Source organism: Gallibacterium sp. ZY190522, assembly GCF_054166015.1.
On record NZ_CM135118.1, the window covers coordinates 100,333 to 119,659 of the forward strand.

16 protein-coding genes and 1 tRNA gene are annotated in these 19,327 nt (G+C 38.7%); 3 read left to right on the forward strand and 14 right to left on the reverse strand.

Translation table 11 applies throughout. The features are described from left to right. From ACXPAV_RS00470 to ACXPAV_RS00490, 5 genes are all read right to left on the reverse strand, one after another. Positions 1-1,005 carry a peptide ABC transporter ATP-binding protein gene (locus tag ACXPAV_RS00470; protein ID WP_065230826.1) on the reverse strand — a complete coding sequence of 335 codons (1,005 nt, stop codon included), beginning with the start codon at positions 1,003-1,005 and terminating at the stop codon, positions 1-3. Then, a complete protein-coding gene (gene dppD / locus ACXPAV_RS00475; RefSeq protein ID WP_065230825.1) occupies positions 998-1,981 on the reverse strand; it encodes a dipeptide ABC transporter ATP-binding protein in 984 nt (327 codons plus the stop codon). The genes ACXPAV_RS00470 and dppD overlap by 8 nt, the downstream gene beginning before the upstream one ends. 8 nt (positions 1,982-1,989) lie before the next feature. Then, positions 1,990-2,880, reverse strand: coding sequence for a dipeptide ABC transporter permease DppC (gene dppC, locus ACXPAV_RS00480; RefSeq protein WP_458003687.1), 891 nt, complete (start codon positions 2,878-2,880; stop codon positions 1,990-1,992). Between the two features lie 11 nt (positions 2,881-2,891). Continuing rightward, a complete protein-coding gene (locus tag ACXPAV_RS00485; RefSeq protein ID WP_039171749.1) occupies positions 2,892-3,902 on the reverse strand; it encodes an ABC transporter permease subunit in 1,011 nt (336 codons plus the stop codon). A 93-nt stretch (positions 3,903-3,995) separates the two neighbouring features. Next, complete coding sequence (locus ACXPAV_RS00490) at positions 3,996-5,591, reverse strand: ABC transporter substrate-binding protein (RefSeq protein ID WP_458003688.1); 1,596 nt, start codon at positions 5,589-5,591, stop codon at positions 3,996-3,998. A 293-nt stretch (positions 5,592-5,884) separates the two neighbouring features. Here ACXPAV_RS00490 and putA point away from each other — a divergent pair, with 293 nt between their 5' ends. From putA to ACXPAV_RS00505, 3 genes are all read left to right on the forward strand, one after another. Further along, positions 5,885-9,325, forward strand: coding sequence for a bifunctional proline dehydrogenase/L-glutamate gamma-semialdehyde dehydrogenase PutA (putA, locus tag ACXPAV_RS00495; protein ID WP_458003689.1), 3,441 nt, complete (start codon positions 5,885-5,887; stop codon positions 9,323-9,325). A 22-nt stretch (positions 9,326-9,347) separates the two neighbouring features. Continuing rightward, positions 9,348-10,853 (forward strand): sodium/proline symporter PutP, encoded by a 1,506-nt coding sequence (gene putP, locus ACXPAV_RS00500; protein WP_458003690.1) that lies wholly within the window; start codon positions 9,348-9,350, stop codon positions 10,851-10,853. 159 nt (positions 10,854-11,012) lie between these two features. Continuing rightward, positions 11,013-11,102: transfer RNA gene (locus ACXPAV_RS00505), tRNA-Ser, on the forward strand. A gap of 194 nt (positions 11,103-11,296) precedes the next feature. On the opposite strand, the gene glpK is transcribed toward ACXPAV_RS00505, so the two are convergent. From glpK to rpsA, 9 genes are all read right to left on the reverse strand, one after another. Next, positions 11,297-12,811, reverse strand: coding sequence for a glycerol kinase GlpK (gene glpK / locus ACXPAV_RS00510; protein WP_458003691.1), 1,515 nt, complete (start codon positions 12,809-12,811; stop codon positions 11,297-11,299). Between the two features lie 23 nt (positions 12,812-12,834). Beyond that, positions 12,835-13,641, reverse strand: coding sequence for an MIP/aquaporin family protein (locus ACXPAV_RS00515; RefSeq protein ID WP_458003692.1), 807 nt, complete (start codon positions 13,639-13,641; stop codon positions 12,835-12,837). A gap of 299 nt (positions 13,642-13,940) precedes the next feature. After that, positions 13,941-14,261: a stress response translation initiation inhibitor YciH gene (gene yciH, locus ACXPAV_RS00520; RefSeq protein WP_458003693.1), complete on the reverse strand. Its 321-nt coding sequence runs from the start codon at positions 14,259-14,261 to the stop codon at positions 13,941-13,943. 3 nt (positions 14,262-14,264) lie between these two features. After that, positions 14,265-14,960 carry an orotidine-5'-phosphate decarboxylase gene (gene pyrF, locus ACXPAV_RS00525; RefSeq protein WP_458003694.1) on the reverse strand — a complete coding sequence of 232 codons (696 nt, stop codon included), beginning with the start codon at positions 14,958-14,960 and terminating at the stop codon, positions 14,265-14,267. A 23-nt stretch (positions 14,961-14,983) separates the two neighbouring features. Then, positions 14,984-16,156 carry a lipopolysaccharide assembly protein LapB gene (gene lapB, locus ACXPAV_RS00530; RefSeq protein ID WP_065230818.1) on the reverse strand — a complete coding sequence of 391 codons (1,173 nt, stop codon included), beginning with the start codon at positions 16,154-16,156 and terminating at the stop codon, positions 14,984-14,986. Beyond that, complete coding sequence (locus ACXPAV_RS00535) at positions 16,156-16,452, reverse strand: LapA family protein (RefSeq protein WP_013745544.1); 297 nt, start codon at positions 16,450-16,452, stop codon at positions 16,156-16,158. The genes lapB and ACXPAV_RS00535 overlap by 1 nt, the downstream gene beginning before the upstream one ends. 109 nt (positions 16,453-16,561) lie before the next feature. Next, entirely contained in the window at positions 16,562-17,209 is a 648-nt protein-coding gene (gene yczE, locus ACXPAV_RS00540; protein ID WP_458003695.1) for a membrane protein YczE, read from the reverse strand. Between the two features lie 84 nt (positions 17,210-17,293). Next, positions 17,294-17,605 carry an integration host factor subunit beta gene (locus ACXPAV_RS00545; RefSeq protein ID WP_158305803.1) on the reverse strand — a complete coding sequence of 104 codons (312 nt, stop codon included), beginning with the start codon at positions 17,603-17,605 and terminating at the stop codon, positions 17,294-17,296. A gap of 55 nt (positions 17,606-17,660) precedes the next feature. Next, positions 17,661-19,310 carry a 30S ribosomal protein S1 gene (rpsA, locus tag ACXPAV_RS00550; RefSeq protein ID WP_065230816.1) on the reverse strand — a complete coding sequence of 550 codons (1,650 nt, stop codon included), beginning with the start codon at positions 19,308-19,310 and terminating at the stop codon, positions 17,661-17,663. Between the last annotated feature and the right edge of the window lie 17 nt (positions 19,311-19,327).

The window sequence follows — 19,327 nt, forward strand, 5'->3', positions numbered from 1 at the left end:
CTAATTGTTATCAACCATAAAGCAAGCAATTTTTACTCCGTCAGAATAGGTTTTTAATTCCGGTTGTTGTTGACGACACTGTTCTGTGGCAAACTGGCAGCGAGCATTGAAAGCACAACCTTTTGGTGGATTTAATGGGCTAGGTAATTCGCCGGAAAGTTTGATTCGTTCTCGTCTTAATTCGGGTGATAATCTCGGTGTCGCTGAGAGTAAAGCTTTAGTATATGGGTGACGTGGGTTGCCGAAAATTTGTTCGGTTGTGCCTTGTTCGACACAACGACCTAAATACATCACTATTACTTCATCAGAAATGTGTTCTACCACAGAGAGATCGTGAGAAATGAAAACATAGGATAAACCTAAGTTTTCCTGTAATTCCATCATCAAATTTAGTACTTGCGCTCGAACAGAAACATCCAGCGCAGAAACAGGTTCATCCGCCACGACAATATCGGGATTCAACATTAAACCACGAGCAATGGCAATACGTTGACGTTGCCCCCCAGAAAACATATGAGGATAACGATCATAAAATTCCGGACGTAATCCCACTTTATCCATAATTGATAAGACCGCTGCTTTACGCTGATCTTTTGTTAGATTAGTATTAATTTTTAACGGTTCATCTAGAATCGTACCAATTTTTTTACGTGGATTAAGAGATGCATAAGGGTTTTGAAACACAATTTGAATTTTTTGTCGGCGTAATTTAACAATCTCGTTATCTTTAACTAAAAAATTTTTCCCTTGATAATAGAGTTCACCTTCTGTCGGACTTTCAATCATTGTTAGTAATCTTCCCAATGTTGATTTACCACAACCGGATTCTCCAACAACCGCTAATGTTTTTCCTTGCTGTAATGTGAATGAAATGCCGTCAAGTGCTTTTACATATTGAACAGGCGTGAAAAGCCCTTTTTTTACTGGATAATATTTTTTTAGATTAATCGCTTCCAATAAAGGCGTACTCGCCGTTGTTTTTGTAATCATTTGTTTATCAGACATTTTGAGGATTTCCTTGTACATCAAGAGGTGTATGACATTTCACCAAACGGTTGCCTAGTTTGTGTAGTTGTGGTTCATTTTTGCGACATTCATCCGTAGCATACGGACAACGAGGATTAAGTAGACAACCTTGTGGACGATCATATTTTCCGGGAACAACACCGGGTAATGATTGCAAACGAGATTTTCCGGAGGCAAACTCCGGTAAGGAGCGTAATAATGCTTGTGTATAAGGATGCTTAGGTTCACGGAAAATATCTTCAGATAAACCCTCTTCAACTACTTGACCGGCATACATTACGATAATGCGATGCGCAGCTTCTGCAACTAATGCTAAATCGTGCGTGATTAGAATCAACGCCATATTCTCTTTTTGCTGTAATTCTAAAAGTAAATCAATAATTTGTGCCTGAATTGTTACGTCTAATGCAGTAGTTGGTTCATCAGCAATTAATAATTTCGGTTTGCAAGCGATTGCCATTGCGATCATCACTCGTTGACTCATTCCGCCGGATAATTGATGTGGATAAACATCAAGGCGAGATTTTGGGTCAGGAATGCCAACCAATTTTAATAATTCAAGGGTACGCTCTCGACGTTCTCTGCGACTTCCTCCTTGATGTACTTTGAGTGCTTCCATAATTTGGAAACCTACCGTATAACAAGGGTTTAAACTTGTCATTGGGTCTTGAAAGATCATTGCAACATCAGCACCGACTAATTTTTGCTTCTGTTTTTCATCCAGTTTTAATAAGTTCTGCCCATCAAATTGTAATTGGTCAGCACTCACGCGTCCTGGAAAATCAATTAGTCCCATAATTGCCAACGAACTCACTGATTTTCCTGAACCAGATTCTCCGACAATTCCTAAAATTTCACCCTGTTCAACTTGATAACTGATACGATCAACTGCTTTAAAAGGTTTATCTTTATCGCCAAAATGAACAGATAAATTGTTGATGGTTAATAACGACATTATTACTCCTACTGTTTCAATTTTGGATCAAGTGCATCTCGTAAGCCATCACCCATTAGGTTAAAGGCAAGCACAGTGAAAAGAATGGCTAAGCCGGGGAAAGTGACTACCCACCAAGCACGTTGAACAAATTGTAATGCTTCTGCCAGCATTGCTCCCCATTCCGGTGTTGGTGGTTGAGCGCCAATTCCAAGGAAACCGAGTGCTGCCATATCTAAAATAGCGTTGGAGAAGCCCATTGATGTCTGCACAATTAATGGTGCAAGACAGTTAGGTAAAATGGTAATAAACATTAAACGTAAGATCCCTGCTCCAGCAACACGGGAAGCGGTTACGTAATCTCGATTGATCTCATTTAAAACCGAAGCGCGAGTTAAACGGACGTAACTTGGTAACGATACAAAAGCAATTGCAAATGAGGCATTGAGCAATGATGGACCTAAAATTGCCACAATTGCGATTGCAAGCAAAAGGCTAGGTAATGCCAACATAATATCGATAATTCGCATAATGATCATATCGACTAAACCACCGAAATAACCGGCAATTAAACCTAAAGTAACGCCTAAAATAAAAGAAAGTGAAACGACTAACAGTCCAATGAAAAGAGATAATCTTGCACCATAGATAAGACGGGAAAGAATATCTCTTCCTACGTCATCTGTTCCTAGAATATGGCTCCAATTTCCTCCGTCAATCCAAGCAGGGGGAAGAAGGAAGGCATCACGAACCTGCATAATTGGATCGTGTGGTGCAATTACATCTGCAAACAAGCTAATAACAAAAATAATAATAATGTATCCTAAACCGACCACAGCCCATTTGTTTTTGCTGAAATTGAACCAAAACTCTTGTAACGGTGAACGCGGAGCTGGTGCGGTAAGTTCAAGGGTAGACATAAATGAAATCCTTATTTACGGTATCTAATACGGGGATTAACCACACCATATAACAGATCAACCAATAAATTGACGATGATAATGATAGTGGCAATAATCAACACGGCACTTTGTACTACTGGATAATCTCTGGCACGAATTGCTTCGATAACCCATTTGCCGATTCCCGGCCAAGAAAAAATTGTCTCAGTAAGGATAGCACCGGACAATAATTGCCCAACAATCAATCCAATTACAGTAACGACAGGTATTAATGCATTACGCAGTGCGTGAACAACAATAATACGCATCGAAGAAAGCCCTTTGGCACGAGCAGTGCGGATATAATCTTCGCCTAGCACTTCCAACATAGAAGAACGAGTCATTCTTGAAATAACCGCTAGTGGAATAGTACCAAGTACAATAGAAGGGAGAATTAAATGCATAACTGCTGATTTAAATGCTCCAGGTTCTCCAGATAACCAGCTGTCAATCAACATAAAGCCGGTTACAGAATCGACCCAATATTCCGCATCAATGCGACCGGAAACAGGAGTTAAATTCCATTGTACTGATACCAACAACATCAATAATAATCCCCACCAGAAAATCGGCATAGAATAGCCAGTGAGGGAAATTGCCATTACCGAGTGATCAAATATCGACCCTCGCTTAATCGCTGCTAAAATCCCGATAGGGATACCGATAATAACAGCAAATAAAATTGCGAAAACGGCAAGTTCGATTGTTGCCGGAAAGAGTGACAGAAATTCATCTAAAACTGGCACATTGTTTTTAAAAGAGGTGCCGAAATCACCGTGAGCAATGCCTTTTAAATAATCGAAATATTGTTCAGGTAAAGATTTATCAAGCCCCAATTGATGCATCATTTGCTGATGGACTTCCGGACTTAAGCCACGTTCTCCCATACGAATTTCGATTGGATCACCGGGAATAAGATGAATAAGAGCAAAAGTGAGTAAAGTGATTCCGATAAATGTTGGAATCACCATCGCTACCCGTTTGAAAATAAATCGAAACATAAGATTCTCATTAAATAATTAAAAGATTCTTGCCATCAAGTGATGGCAAGAAAAGTTGTTATCATTATAAAAGTGATAATATAGCGATTGTAATTATTCTAAGTCAACGCCATAAAACGGATGAAGTGAGAATGGGTTAATAATGTAATTCTTCACTTCTTTACGAGTCGGCTCATAAACAGTTGAATGTGCAATAGTGATCCAAGGAGCCTGTTCTTTGAAAATCACTTGTGCCTGCTTATAAAGTTCAGTACGTTTAGCTAAATCGGTTGATTGCACCGCTTCACGAATTAATTTATCAAATGGTTCATAGCAGAATTTAGCATAGTTTGAACCTTGCTCTTTCGCAGCGCAGCTTAATAATGTTCCTAAGAAGTTGTCAGGATCACCGTTATCACCGTTCCAACCCATCATACCGCTTGGATCTTCACCTTTACGCATACGTTGCAAATATTCACCCCATTCATAGCTGATGATTTTGGCATCAACTCCGACTTTTTTCCAGTCAGCCTGAATCATTTCTGCCATACGACGTGCATTCGGATTATATGGTCGAGAAACCGGCATTGCCCAAAGTTCGGTACTGAAACCTTTTTCAAAACCAGCTTCTTTTAGAAGTTGTTTTGCTTTTTCAGGGTCGTATTCATAATCTTTAATATCATCGTTGTAAGACCACATTGTTGGTGGAATAGGGTTTTTGGCAATTTGACCAGTTCCTTGATAAACCGCTTTTATAATTGCTTCTTTGTTGACAGCATAACTTAATGCTTGACGAACTTTAATATTATCAAATGGTGGTTTTGTGACGTTAAAACTTAAGTAGCCAATGTTAAGCCCTGCTTTTTCGTTGACGATAATTTCGGGATTTTTCTTCATATCGGCAATATCAGCCGGATTAGGATAAGGAATTACATGGCATTCACCTTTTTTTAGTTTAGCATAACGAACGGAAGGATCCGGTGTAATAGAAAATACTAAACGATCTATTTTTGCTTTACCTTCCCAGTAATTAGTGAAAGCTTTATAACGAATTAAAGCATCTTTTTGATAAGAAACAAATTCAAACGGGCCAGTACCAATTGGTTGAGTATCAACGGACTCTGGTTTTCCTAAGGCTAACATTTTATCAGCGTATTCTTTAGATAATATAGAAGCAAAATCCATTGCGACGTTAGCTAAAAACGGAGCATTGGGTGTTTTTAAAATAAAACGAACAGTATAATCATCAACTTTTTCAATTTTATCAATGATATTTGGCATATTCATTCCGATAAAATATTCATAAGTTCCGCCGGAAATTTTGTAATATGGATTATCTTTATCCAATTGGCGATTAAATGAGAACAACACATCATCGGCATTAAAATCACGAGTAGGTTTAAACAGTTTATTTGATTGGAATTTTACGCCTCTACGGAGATGAAATGTGTATATTTTACCATCGTCTGAAATATCCCAACTTTCTGCCAATGATGGAATAACATTGGTTTTACCACGTTCAAAAGTTGTTAAACGGTTATAAATGGCTTGTCCGCTAGCATCAATGGATGCACCGTCTGTCACTAATTGTGGATTGAATGCTGAAGGAGAGGCCTCTAAACAATAAACTAATGTTTTTGGTGCAGCGAGTGCAACAGTAGAGAGAGATAGTGCCAGCACGCTCAGTGATAGCTTAGTTAATTTTTTCATAATTTCTCCAAGTTGTATGTGTGTTTGCCATTGTTTTTATTAAAAAACTTCTTTATTTAGTGAACAAAAACTTAATTTGTCAAGAAATATTTAACTAAATTTAAATAAACGAGTGAAAAGCGATCATTAACATCAAATAAGCACAGAAAAATCATAATAACAATAAATATTTCTGTAGAGTTAAAAATTTATTTGAAATATGTCACAAATTTAAACAAATAAACTTTATTATTTGTGATGATTACTTTAAATTCACAACAATTATTTAACAATAAATTATTCGTGGAGCAAAAATGAGTTATCAATATGCCAATGATCTTAGCCAAAAATCTGAATTACGCCAATTAATTAGCCAACATTATGCGTCTCCTGAACAGGAAGCAGTACAGCGTTTGTTGACTACATTGTCTTTTAATGAACAACAAGAAAATACGATCAATAATGTAGCGCGTGAGTTGATTACCAAAGTTCGTTCTAAAAAACAGAAACATTACGGAGTTGATGCTTTAATGCACGAATTCTCTTTAGGGTGTGATGAAGGGATTGCGTTGATGTGTTTGGCGGAGGCGTTGTTGCGTATTCCGGATGCGGAAACGAGATATGCATTGATTAACGATAAATTACAGCTTGGTAATTGGCGTTCTCATATTAAAAAATCGGGGTCATTATTTACCAATGCTGCCAGTTACGGTCTGCTTTTAGGCAGTAAAATCAGTGCTTCCTTGAGTGAAGAAGCACTCTCTTCGGCATTAATGAAAAGTTTTTCTCGTTTATCTGCGCCGCTAATGAAATTAGCGATTGAAAAAGCGATGGGCATTTTGGGCAATCAATTTGTTACCGGCGAAACAATGGAAGAGGCATTAAAAAACATTATTCCTCGAGAAAAAATGGGCTATCGTTTTTCTTTCGATATGTTGGGCGAAGCAGCAATGACAATGGCAGATGCTGACAGATATATGCAAGATTATGTAGATGCAATTAATGCAGTTGGGCGTCAATCAGCTGGTCGTTCTCTTTATGACTCCAATGGTGTATCCGTAAAACTTTCAGCAATTCATCCCCGTTATAGTCGTTCTCAGCAACAACGAGTAATGGATGAGCTTTATCCTCGATTAAAGAAATTGTTTGTATTAGCGAAGCAGTACAATATTGGATTAAATATTGATGCTGAAGAAGCTTCTCGTTTAGAGATATCTTTAGATTTGCTGGAAAAATTATTACAAGATCCTGACCTTACCGGATTTGATGGTATTGGTTTTGTAGTTCAGGCTTATTCTAAGCGTTGTCCGTTTGTGTTGGATTACATTATTGAAATGAATCGTCGTTATCAGCGTAAAATGATGATACGGCTAGTAAAAGGCGCTTATTGGGATAGTGAAATCAAATGGGCGCAAGCAGAAGGTGTTTCCGGTTTTCCTTTATATACTAGGAAAGTACATAGTGATATTTCTTATATCAGCTGTGCAAAAAAATTGTTAGCGGCTCAGGATGTGATTTATCCACAATTTGCGACACATAATGTGCAGACACTATCAACTATTTATGAGTTGGGAAAAAATAAAGAATTTGAGTTTCAATGTTTACATGGAATGGGGGAAACGTTATATGACAACATTGTTGGTCCGCAACAATTTAACCGTCGTGTTCGCGTTTATGCGCCGGTGGGGACTCATCAAACATTACTAGCCTATTTAGTGCGTCGTTTATTGGAAAACGGAGCTAATTCTTCTTTTGTACATCAATTAATTGATGACAATATTTCTATTGATGAGTTAATTGAGGCGCCTTGGAAAAAGGTAAAGAAATTTAATGGTTTGCCGAATAAAGCGATTAAATTACCAGCAGAATTATTCACAAAACGAAAAAATTCTCAAGGTTTCAATTTAAATGATGAAATAGATTTGATGTTATTAGAACAGGCGTTAAATAAAGCTGAATATGATGATGTTCATTCTCTTTGTGCAATAGATACGGATGTTTCACAGAGCTATAAAGTTACTAACCCAGCACGATTAGCGGATAGATTAGCAACAGTTGATTTTATGTCCACTTCATCCGCTACAGAGGTTTTCTGTGCAGCACAACAGAGTAAATGGAACGAAAAAACAGCACAAGAAAGAGCTGAAATTTTAGAAAAAGCAGCTGATCTTTATCAACAGAATTTCGGATTATTGATTAAATTAGCAATTGAGGAAGCCGGTAAAACGTTGCCGAATGCGATAGGAGAGTTAAGAGAGGCGATAGATTTCTTGCGTTACTATGCAGAGCAAATTCGATTATTATCAGAAAATAAGATGTTAGCTCCGCCATTGGGTACTATTTTATGTATTTCACCTTGGAATTTCCCATTAGCAATTTTTACAGGACAAATCGCGGCAGCGTTAGCTGCTGGAAATAGTGTAGTGGCTAAGCCGGCTGAACAAACCTCAATTATTGCCTATTATGCGGTGAGATTGTTGCATCAAGCGGGCGTTCCTCGTGATGCATTACAATTAACATTGGGCAATGGTGATTTAGGTGCGGCATTGGTTGCACAGCCGTTTAACGGGGTAATGTTCACCGGCTCAACAGAGGTAGCACATTTAATTAATAAACAGTTGATTACCCGTGAAAATCATCCGGTATTTATCGCAGAAACTGGTGGATTAAATACGATGGTAGTAGATTCTTCTGCATTATTAGAACAGGTGATTACAGATGTACTTAGTTCAGCATTTGATTCAGCAGGGCAACGTTGTTCCGCTTTGCGTATTTTGTTGGTGCAAGAAGATATTGCCGACCGTTTATATCAAATGCTTACAGAAGCAATGCAAGAACTGGTAATAGGCGATCCAAGATATCTTAATACTGATATTGGACCAGTGATAGATCAAGAAGCTCAACAAAAACTACTTGATTATCAAACAAGTGTGCGTAAAATCGCACGTCGTCATTTTGAATTGTTTGAACCAACATCTGGTTATTTTGTAGCACCGTCAATTTATGAGATTGGCTCATTGCAACAGATTACACACGAAGTTTTCGGGCCGATTTTGCATTTTGTACGTTATAAACCGCAGGATCTTGCCGCTTTGTTACAAGAGATTAATGCGAAAGGTTATGCGCTGACCGGCGGTTGCCATAGCCGTATCCAGCAATCAATAAAAATGGTCGAAGACAATCTACAATGCGGTAATTTCTATATCAATCGTAATATCGTTGGTGCGGTAGTTGGTGTGCAGCCATTTGGTGGACACGGTTTATCTGGAACTGGGCCGAAAGCGGGCGGTGAATTATATGTTCAACGTTTGACGCGAACAACGCAATATTATTCCTCTTTAGCGGAAGTGCCGAAAACCGTGCCGAGCATTACCGGAGAATTGAATACCATTGATTATAAAACAACATCAGTGTTGTTGTTGGGCGATGATGCCGCACGTTTGATGTCAGCATATCAGTATCTGCAACGTTCCGGATTTAAGGTAGTCGTGGAAGAGGATAATCTACTGTTAGCACATCGATTGCCGGATTTAACTGCGCGTAAAGCGAACGAATATTATCAAAAAGGCGTGTTTGTCTCGCCAATCAGTCAGGAGAAACGAATGGCATTAGCACAACAAAATCCATTTATTTTCTGCCTATATGATTGGACACAGCATCAAGATATCACGTTGTTATATCACGAATTTTCACGTAGTGAGAATATTGCGGCCGCAGGTGGAAATGCGACACTGATGGCTATTGAAGAACAATAACCACTATTAGTAGGGGGAAAGTATGCAGAATTATCAAATCTACACAGCTTTTGGTTTATATCTGTTTGTAATTTTAGGTATTGGCATTTACGCTTATTACTCGACAAAAAATTTTAATGATTATATTTTGGGTGGACGCAAAATGGGAAGTTTTGTAACAGCAATGTCCGCTGGTGCATCTGATATGTCCGGTTGGCTGTTGCTTGGACTGCCCGGTGCGATTTTCATTACCGGATTGTCGGAAGCGTGGATCGCAGTCGGGTTAACGGTAGGGGCTTATTTTAATTACCGTATTGTTGCCGGACGTTTGCGTATTTTCACTGAGCATTATGGCAATGCGTTAACCTTGCCGGAATTTTTTGCCGCGCGTTTTCCTTATCGTGCTAAATCATTAAAAATTATCTCTTCCTCAGTGATCCTCTTTTTCTTTACCATTTATTGCGCTTCAGGCGTGGTGGCAGGTGCGAAACTGTTCCAAAGTTTACTTGGTATTGATTATGGTACGGCATTAATTTTTGGTGCAGTTGCGACCATTGCATATACGTTTATTGGCGGTTATTTAGCTATCTCTTGGAGTGATACAATTCAAGCTTCATTAATGATCTTTGCATTGTTACTGGCTCCAGTTATCGTTTTGCTGAATATCAGTTGGGATGAAATTTCGGCAGCGTTAACATTAAAATCAGAGCAGACAGGCATTCCTTATTCAAACTGGCTGTATAACGTTTCTGGTATTGGTGTAATTTCCGCCCTTTCTTGGGGATTAGGGTATTTTGGACAACCACATATTTTAGCGCGTTTTATGGCTGCAAATTCTGTACAGGCCTTAGAAAAAGCAAGAGTAATAGGTATTACGTGGATGCTACTTTGTTTAGGCGGTGCTTGTGCAGTGGGTTATTTCGGTTTGGCCTATTTTGAAGTGAAAGGTGTTATGTTGGATTCGGCAGAATCAGTATTCATTGAAATTTCCAAAGCTATTTTTAATCCGTGGATAGTGGGAATTGTATTATCAGCTATTTTGGCAGCTATTATGAGTACTTTATCAGCTCAATTTTTAATGTGTTCAGCAGCATTAACAGAAGACTTTTATCACGGCTTTTTACGAAAAAATGCTTCCAGTAAGGAGTTAGTTTGGGTTGGGCGTATTATGGTGTTAATTATTGCCGTGATTGCAATTGCGATTGCTCAAGATCCGAATTCACGTGTGATGGGATTGGTTTCCTATGCGTGGGCAGGATTTGGGGCTTCATTCGGGCCATTGGTGATAATGTCTTTATTTAACCGTAATATCACTTCCAATGCGGCATTATGGGGAATGATCGCCGGTGCAGTAACCGTAGTAGCGTGGAAACCATTAATGCAAACTTTAAATTGGACGGATATTGCCAATCTTTATGAAATTATTCCGGGCTTTTTAGCCTGCTCAGTTGTTACCGTTACTTCATCATTATTTTCTCCGGTGGCGAAAGATGTTGCGGAACGGTTTGATGTTGCGGTTGATCATTTCAATTCGCAAAAGAGTTTGTAATTATTCGATTTTTTGCTAGTAAAGATAAGTAGAGCATTTGGGCTGAGTAAAATCAGCCCCTTTTTTAAGCAGTTGTTGTCATTTTTGCCGAAAATGCTTGACGATTTGCCGGAAAGTGAATATATTGCGCACCTAATTTCTGAATGAAATCCTCAAAACGGTGAGATGTCCGAGTGGTTGAAGGAGCACGCCTGGAAAGTGTGTATAGGGGAAACTCTATCGAGGGTTCGAATCCCTCTCTCACCGCCATTTATTTCCTTAAAAAATTTTCTTATATAATCCTTTTTCTCTTATTTCCATTAAGTTTTTATTAAACATTTTGGAATATCCGGAATAGTTGAAACGCTACTGTATTGAAAAATCTTTTTGCAAGAAAAAAGAAAACCTGCAATTTAAAGCAATTACAGGTTTTGATTACAATTAAAAGAAAAGGTTAGTTTAAATTACTCTTCATCGTCTTCTTTCGCCCATTCCAACGCGCGTTTGACCGCTTTTTTCCAGCCTTTATAACGACGTTGTTGTTTAGCTTCGTTTTGATCCGGTAAGAAGGTTCTTTCGATTGATGCTTTATCACGTAACTCTTCAAGATCTTCCCAGAATCCAGTTGCCAATCCGGCAAGATAAGCTGCGCCAAGAGCAGTTACTTCTTTAACGGTCGGACGTTCCACTTGAGTGTTAAGAATATCAGCTTGGAACTGCATTAAGAAGTTATTAGCGGTAGCGCCACCATCAACACGCAATGCTTTCAATTTTTCGCCAGAATCGGACAACATTGCCTCTAGGACATCTTTAGTCTGGTATGCGATAGATTCAAGCGTCGCTCTTACAATATGATTACGGTTTGCGCCACGAGAAAGACCAACAATTGCTCCACGTGCATATGGATCCCAGTAAGGGGCTCCTAAACCGGTAAATGCCGGAACAACATAGACTCCGTTACAATCAGGTACTTTTTGTGCAAAATATTCAGTATCAGCACTATCGTGTACGATTTTTAATTCATCACGTAACCATTGGATTGACGCACCGGCAATAAAGACAGAACCCTCTAAAGCGTAAGCAGGTTCACCTTTGGCGTTACAACAGATAGTGGTTAATAGTCCATTTTGTGAAGTAATTGCTTTATCGCCGGTATTCATTAACATAAAGCAACCTGTACCGTAGGTGTTTTTCGCTTGTCCGGCATTAACACAAAGGTGTCCATAAAGAGCAGCCTGTTGGTCACCGGCAATACCAGCGATTGGAATACGCACACCACCTTTACCACCGATATTAGTTTGACCATAAATTTCGGAGGAATTTTTCACTTCTGGTAGCATATTGCGAGGAATATCCAAAATTTCCAACATCTTGTCATCCCACTGTTTTGTGTGAATATTAAACATCATTGTACGAGAAGCATTAGTGTAATCGGTAACGTGAACACGACCTTGAGTGAGTTTCCAAATTAACCAAGTATCGACAGTACCAAATAATAATTCACCTTTTTCAGCCTGTTCTCTAGCACCTTCAACGTTATCCAAAATCCATTTAACTTTAGTTCCTGAAAAATATGGGTCGACCACTAAACCGGTAGTATTACGGATATAATCGGTATAACCTTTTGCTTTTAATTGATCACAAAATTCAGCAGTACGGCGACATTGCCAAACAATTGCATTGTAAATTGGTTTACCGGTATTTTTGTTCCAAACGATAGTAGTTTCACGTTGATTGGTGATCCCAATAGCGGCAATTTGATCGGAAGTAATACCGGTTTTTGCCACTACTTCATTTAAAGTAGAACTTTGTGTTGCCCAGATTTCCATAGGATCGTGTTCAACCCAACCAGTTTTTGGATAAATTTGTGTGAATTCGCGTTGTGCAATGCCGACAATATTGGCATCGTGGTCAAGCAAAACAGCGCGAGAACTGGTTGTACCCTGGTCTAAAGCAATGATATATTTTTTATCTGTCATAATAAGTTACCTTTTCAAGAAATTTAGTTATCAATTTTACAGCTATTGCACGGAAGATTTCTGCCAATAAAGCGACGATAACCCCACGCACCGAATAATCCGCCAAGAATTGGCGCAATAATTGGAACTAATGCATAAGGAATAACGTGTCCGCCGGTCATTGCAATTTCACCCCAGCCGGAAAGTGCAGCGAATAATTTAGGGCCGAAGTCACGTGCAGGATTCATTGCAAAGCCGGTTAACGGCCCCATTGCACCACCCAATACCGCAATTAGAATACCGATAAGTAAAGGAGCTAAAGCACCACGCGGTACGCCGTTACCATCATCAGTCAAAGCTAAAATAACACCGACTAAAGTGGCAGTAAGAATAAATTCAACTGTTCCAGCAGTGAGTAAATCAATATGAGGATTTGCATAGGTAGAGAAAATACCAGCAGTAAATAGGCTTTCGGCAGAACCTCTTACAATATGTTGAGTTGTTTCGTAATCAATGATGACTCCTCGATATAGCAGGTAAACAACTGCGGCTCCGAAAAAACCTCCTAACATTTGAGCGATAATGAAAGGTACTACTTTTTTGCTATCGAAGCAGGCGAATTTCCAAAGAGCGATAGTGACAGCAGGATTAAGATGAGCTCCGGAAACACCGGCGGTAAGATAAACTGCTAATGCAACCCCCATTCCCCAAACGATACTGATTTCCCATAAACCGAATGAAGCACCTGCAACACGGGCTGCAGCTACACAACCGCAACCAAAAAAGATCAATAATGCCGTTCCGAGGAATTCGGCAATACATTGTCCTTTTAATGAATGATCGAGTGCCATAAAGACTCCTTATTTGTAAAATGAAAGTAGAAAAGAAAGTATAAATAATGTTCTTAATCGAACTTATGTTTTGTATTTAAAAGAAAAAATGAGCGTTTATAAAGTATAAATTTTCTAAAATGAGAAGTGTGTCAAAATTTTTATTGCAGATTTATTTAAAAATGAGTGATATGTCGCAAAATGAAATCTTAATGATGCAATTAATGCTAGAAATTTTTCTAAAAAGAGAATATTTGGCGTGAAAGAAAAACTCTCGTATTTAATTGTGAATGCGAGAGTTTTGAGTGAATATTTAGTGTTTAACCACCTGCTAACTTGACTTTAAAGCCTTTTTCTTCGAGCAACTGTTTTAATATGTCGCGATTTTCCCCTTGAATTTCAATTGTACCGTTTTTAACTGAGCCGCCACAGCCACAACGCTTTTTCAGTAATGAAGCCAGATCAGAGAGAGCTTTGTCCTCTAAGAGTAAACCGCTGATAACACAAACACCTTTTCCTTTACGTCCTGATGTTTGGCGTTGAATACGAACAATACCATCACCTTGTGGACGTTGCTGTACTTGCTTTTGAGGTTTGATACGTCCGTTTTCAGTTGAGTAAACAAGTTGACTATCAGACATTGATTATCCTTGAATTGATGTATTGATCTGTTTTAATACAGCAACAGGATCTGCGGCTTGTGTAATTGGACGACCGATAACTAGATAGTCTGAGCCGGCATTAATCGCCTCTCTTGGTGTCATTACGCGACGTTGATCACCTAGTTGAGTACCTTCAGGACGAATTCCAGGGGTGATTAATTTAAATTCGCTTCCACAGCGCTGACGTAAGATTTCCACTTCTTGTGGTGAACAGACTACGCCATCCAATCCGGCACGTTGGCTTAAACGCGCTAAACGAATAACGTGTTCTTCTGGAGAAGTATTAACGCCGATTTGCAATAAATCTGCTTCTTCCATACTGGTTAGAACAGTGATAGCAATTAAAATCGGCGCATCTTTGCCATAAGGTTCCAGAATTTTTTTCGCTGCTTCCATCATTCTTAAACCACCACTGGCGTGCATATCGACCATCCAAACACCTAAATCGGCGGCGGAACGTACCGCACGGGCAACAGTATTCGGAATATCGTGGAATTTTAGATCTAAGAACACATCAAAATTACGTCTTTGCAATTCTTTGACAAATTCTGTACCTAGTGTAGTAAACATCTCTTTACCCACTTTAAGGCGACATAAACTGGGATCAAGCTGATCAACCAGTTGCATTGCTTCTTTTTTCGTTTCATAGTCTAAGGCGACAATAACTTTATTTTCCATGATGTTCCCTCTTTGTTTGCAAATTAATTTTCTATTGGTGTAACCGTTTCCCATCGCCGACAGGATGGACATTGCCAAATCAGTTTATGGCTCTGAAAACCGCAATGATTACAGCGATATTCAAAGCTTTTTTTCAAACGTTCGTCAACGATATTATAGAGTAGTTTTAGACTCTCTTTGCCGTTTCCTTCATCAAGCTCATTAATTTGATATTGAATGAATCGATGAAATATTCGCATTGTCGGACGTTTCTCAAGCTGACGATAGAGATGATTTTTTGCAACTTCAGCACCTGATTTCCGTTCAATATAATCTGTTAAGGCAATAACTACGGAGCTATTAGCTTTATGCTGTTGTAATTTGATAAGAAACAGTTCCAAATCGTGGCTATTCGGCAAATGTTGATAATATTCGATAAGTGGTGGTAAGGCTTCACTGATGTAGGCAAGATTTTGCTCGGTAATTTGTTGTAATGTCTTGATGGCTTTGGGGTAATTGCCTTGTTTTGCATATTGTTCGGAAAGAATAAGCGTTGCTCTAACGCAAGTTGGTGAAACGATTAAAGCTTTTGTAAGAGCATCTATAATCTGTTGTTGCTGATTGGATTCTAAGGCAAATTCGCAATAGTAATGTGCCAATGCGATATTTTCACTGTGCTGCGTCAATTTACGATAACGCTCTCCCACCTCGATAGCTTTATCCCACTCTTTAGTACGTTGATAAATATTTGCCAGTTCGTGTAAGGCATTTTCTGCGTAGTCTGGCTCTTCACTTAATTTCTGGTAGAGTTTTTCGGCTCTATCCAAGAACCCTACAAACATAAAATCTTTGGCTAATTGCTGGCGAGTGAGCAATTTTTGTTCATAACTGTAATTAGGATTGTTATCGATATTTTGGTGGATACGTAATGCACGATCCACCTCTCCTCGAGAACGAAACAAATTACCTAAAGTCAATTCCGCTTCAAATTGGGAGTCGTTGTCAATAGCGTTTTCCGACTCCTGCTTTTCTAGCATTTTTAAGAAAAGATCAACCGCTTTTTCTTGTTGGTTAGATAAAAGAAAATTTACCCCGGTCATATAATCACGGGATAATTTATTGCTGATCTCCTCCTGATCTTTTTTAGCGCTACGATGTCCCATATACCAGCCATAGGCAGCGGCGATAGGTAACAGCAAAAAAAGCAGTTCCAGCATTATGCGTTTTTATCTCTTGCGGTCATTAATTCATTGATTTGTTGTAGCTGCTTTTTAGTTTGGCGTGTTAATGCCATATTTTTTACTTTAAGCTTGATGTAAAAAATCCCGGTTACTAACCAACCGAGTAAGAAGCCGAAGCCGAATAAAAGTGCAACTAAGCTAGAGAGTTGGATATCGCTTTTTGCGACAATATAGTTTACCGAAATAACTTGATCGTTATTGGCACCGACAGTAATGCCGACGATGATTAATGCAATAACAATAACTAAAGTTAGAATGTATTTTAATTTCACATTGCCCCCTAGTAGAAAATGAAATGATGCCCATTATGCCAAAAATAGAGCAACTATAATAGCAAAATTCCGAATCGAAAAGGAAAAATGGCGGAGACTTAGCTGTTATTTATTGGGTATTAAATTTTTTGATAATAAATCCGAGCGTGGTTTGTAATACCCACCCGATAGATAAGGCAAAAACCAATGTGCCTAGACCGACAACACCTCCCAATAGCCAGCCGACAAAACAGACACTACCTTCGATTAAGGTTCTGATCGTCCCGATTTTGAAACCTGTCGTTTGATAAAGACCGACCATTAAACCGTCACGAGGGCCTGCGCCCATATGGCAGGTAAGATAGAATGCGGAGGTAATGCCACCGATAATAACGCCGATGAGCATAAATAGAAATTGTCCGATAAAGGTTTGAGGTGCAGGAATAAAAGTAACGGTTAGGCCAAGAGAAAGTGCGATTAAAGTGATATTAAGCAATGTACCTAAACCGGGCTTTTGCCGGAAAGGTATCCAAGTCAACATTACAATGATGCTGATGATAAAACTAATAATGCCTATATTGTTCCCTGTTTTAATAGAAAGACCTTGTGCTAATACAGTCCAAGGTGTAGAACCGAGTTGAGATAAAACTAAAAAACCATCTCCAATACCAAAAGTTAGTAGTGAAATAACTAATACAGCAAGGGCAGAAGGAGTTGGTTTCCAGAGCGAATGTGATGACCAAGGTGGTCTAGTCAAACTATGTTTAGGGCAGCTCATAAAATGATAATAGGAGAAAAGTAACGTTGCTAATAAAACGAGAATAGATCAGCAACGTTAAATTGGTATGATCATATTAGTTAATTAAATGTTATCAACACGTTCACGCAATTCTTTCCCTGCTTTGAAATGCGGAACTGATTTTGCTTCAAGACTGACTTGTGTACCGGTTTTTGGGTTTCGACCAGTACGAGGTTGACGATAGCGTAATGCAAAACTACCGAAACGGCGGATTTCAATACGATCACCCTTTTCTAAGGTAAGAGAGAGATGTTCAATAATTTCTTTAACAGAAAATTCAATATGTTTAATCGACATAGTAGGATGACGATTTATCAACTTTTCAATCAATTCTGATTTTGTCATATGAGTATCCTTCTGTTTTAGGTAGAAAATCCGATATGCCGAAACATATCGGATTTATTGCAATTAAGCAAAACGATAAGGAAGATTATTCACCTTTTGCTGCTTTGAATGCTTCAGCCATTGCGTTAGGAATAACAACTTCTTCTTGTTTGTTATTTACGCTTGCTAATGCTGCAGCTTCTTCAGCTTCATCTTTTGCACGGATTGATAAGTGAACAATACGAGCTTTACGATCTACACCGGTGTATTTTGCTTCAATAACATCGCCAACATTTACTTCACCGTTAAGATCAGCGGTACGGATGTAGCCTTCAACACCATTATCCAGCTCAACTTTAGCACCTTTAGCATCAACATCAACAACTTTAGCACTTACTACACTGCCTTTTTTATTGATAGAAACGAAGTTATTGAATGGATCTTCTTCAAGTTGTTTGATACCTAAAGAGATACGCTCTTTAGCTGCATCAACTTGTAATACGATAGCTTCAACTTCATCTCCTTTCTTGTAGTTACGAACAGCTTCTTCTCCAGGAACATTCCAAGAAATATCTGATAAGTGAACTAAACCGTCAATACCGCCTTCTAAACCAATGAAGATACCGAAGTCAGTGATTGATTTGATTTTACCTGATACTTTGTCACCTTTGTTGTGAGTATCTGCAAATTGTTGCCATGGATTTGGTTTGCATTGTTTTAAACCTAAAGAAATACGACGACGTTCTTCATCGATTTCTAATACCATAACTTCAACTTCATCACCTACGCTAACTACTTTAGATGGATGGATATTTTTATTGGTCCAATCCATTTCTGAAACGTGAACAAGACCTTCGATACCGTCTAAAATTTCAACGAAGCAACCATAGTCGGTTAAGTTGGTTACTTTACCTGTTAATTTGCTGTTTACTGGATAATTTTCAGCGATAGCAGCCCAAGGATCTTGACCTAATTGTTTTAAGCCTAGTGAAACACGAGTGCGATCACGGTCAAATTTCAATACTTTAACAGTAACTTCATCACCGACATTTACGATTTCGCCTGGATGTTTAACACGTTTCCAAGCCATATCAGTGATGTGTAATAAACCATCAACACCACCTAAATCAACGAATGCACCGTAGTCAGTTAAATTCTTAACAATACCTTTAACTTCGGCACCTTCTTGTAAGGCTTCAAGTAATTGATCACGTTCTTGGCTGTTTTCAGATTCGATAACTGCACGACGAGAAACAACAACATTGTTACGTTTTTGGTCTAGTTTGATAACTTTAAATTCTAATTCTTTACCTTCTAAGTGAAGAGTATCGCGTACAGGGCGAGTATCCACTAATGAACCAGGTAAGAATGCACGAACACCATTCAACTCAACAGTGAAACCACCTTTCACTTTACCGTTAATTAAACCAACAACAGTTTCTTGATCTTCGTATGCTTTTTCTAAGGAAATCCAAGATTCGTGACGAACTGCTTTTTCACGAGAAAGTTTGGTTTCGCCGAAACCATCTTCAACAGCGTCTAACGCAACTTGAACTTGATCACCAACTTGAACAGTGATTTCACCTTGTGCATTTTGGAATTCTTCAGCAGGGATTGCAGCTTCAGATTTCAAACCTGCATCAACGAAAACGAAACCTTTGTTGATAGCAACAACAGTACCAGTAACGATTGAACCTTGACGAGTTTCAAGTTCTTTTAGTGATTCTTCAAATAGTTGAGCAAAAGATTCTGACATATAAATTAATCTTCAAT

Coding starts and splice junctions, on each gene's coding strand:
- ACXPAV_RS00470 (WP_065230826.1), bottom strand. CDS start 1,005: ATGTCTGATAAACAAATGATTACAAAAACAACGGCGAGTACGCCTTTA.
- dppD (WP_065230825.1), bottom strand. CDS start 1,981: ATGTCGTTATTAACCATCAACAATTTATCTGTTCATTTTGGCGATAAA.
- dppC (WP_458003687.1), bottom strand. CDS start 2,880: ATGTCTACCCTTGAACTTACCGCACCAGCTCCGCGTTCACCGTTACAA.
- ACXPAV_RS00485 (WP_039171749.1), bottom strand. CDS start 3,902: ATGTTTCGATTTATTTTCAAACGGGTAGCGATGGTGATTCCAACATTT.
- ACXPAV_RS00490 (WP_458003688.1), bottom strand. CDS start 5,591: ATGAAAAAATTAACTAAGCTATCACTGAGCGTGCTGGCACTATCTCTC.
- putA (WP_458003689.1), top strand. CDS start 5,885: ATGAGTTATCAATATGCCAATGATCTTAGCCAAAAATCTGAATTACGC.
- putP (WP_458003690.1), top strand. CDS start 9,348: ATGCAGAATTATCAAATCTACACAGCTTTTGGTTTATATCTGTTTGTA.
- glpK (WP_458003691.1), bottom strand. CDS start 12,811: ATGACAGATAAAAAATATATCATTGCTTTAGACCAGGGTACAACCAGT.
- ACXPAV_RS00515 (WP_458003692.1), bottom strand. CDS start 13,641: ATGGCACTCGATCATTCATTAAAAGGACAATGTATTGCCGAATTCCTC.
- yciH (WP_458003693.1), bottom strand. CDS start 14,261: ATGTCTGATAGTCAACTTGTTTACTCAACTGAAAACGGACGTATCAAA.
- pyrF (WP_458003694.1), bottom strand. CDS start 14,960: ATGGAAAATAAAGTTATTGTCGCCTTAGACTATGAAACGAAAAAAGAA.
- lapB (WP_065230818.1), bottom strand. CDS start 16,156: ATGCTGGAACTGCTTTTTTTGCTGTTACCTATCGCCGCTGCCTATGGC.
- yczE (WP_458003695.1), bottom strand. CDS start 17,209: ATGAGCTGCCCTAAACATAGTTTGACTAGACCACCTTGGTCATCACAT.
- rpsA (WP_065230816.1), bottom strand. CDS start 19,310: ATGTCAGAATCTTTTGCTCAACTATTTGAAGAATCACTAAAAGAACTT.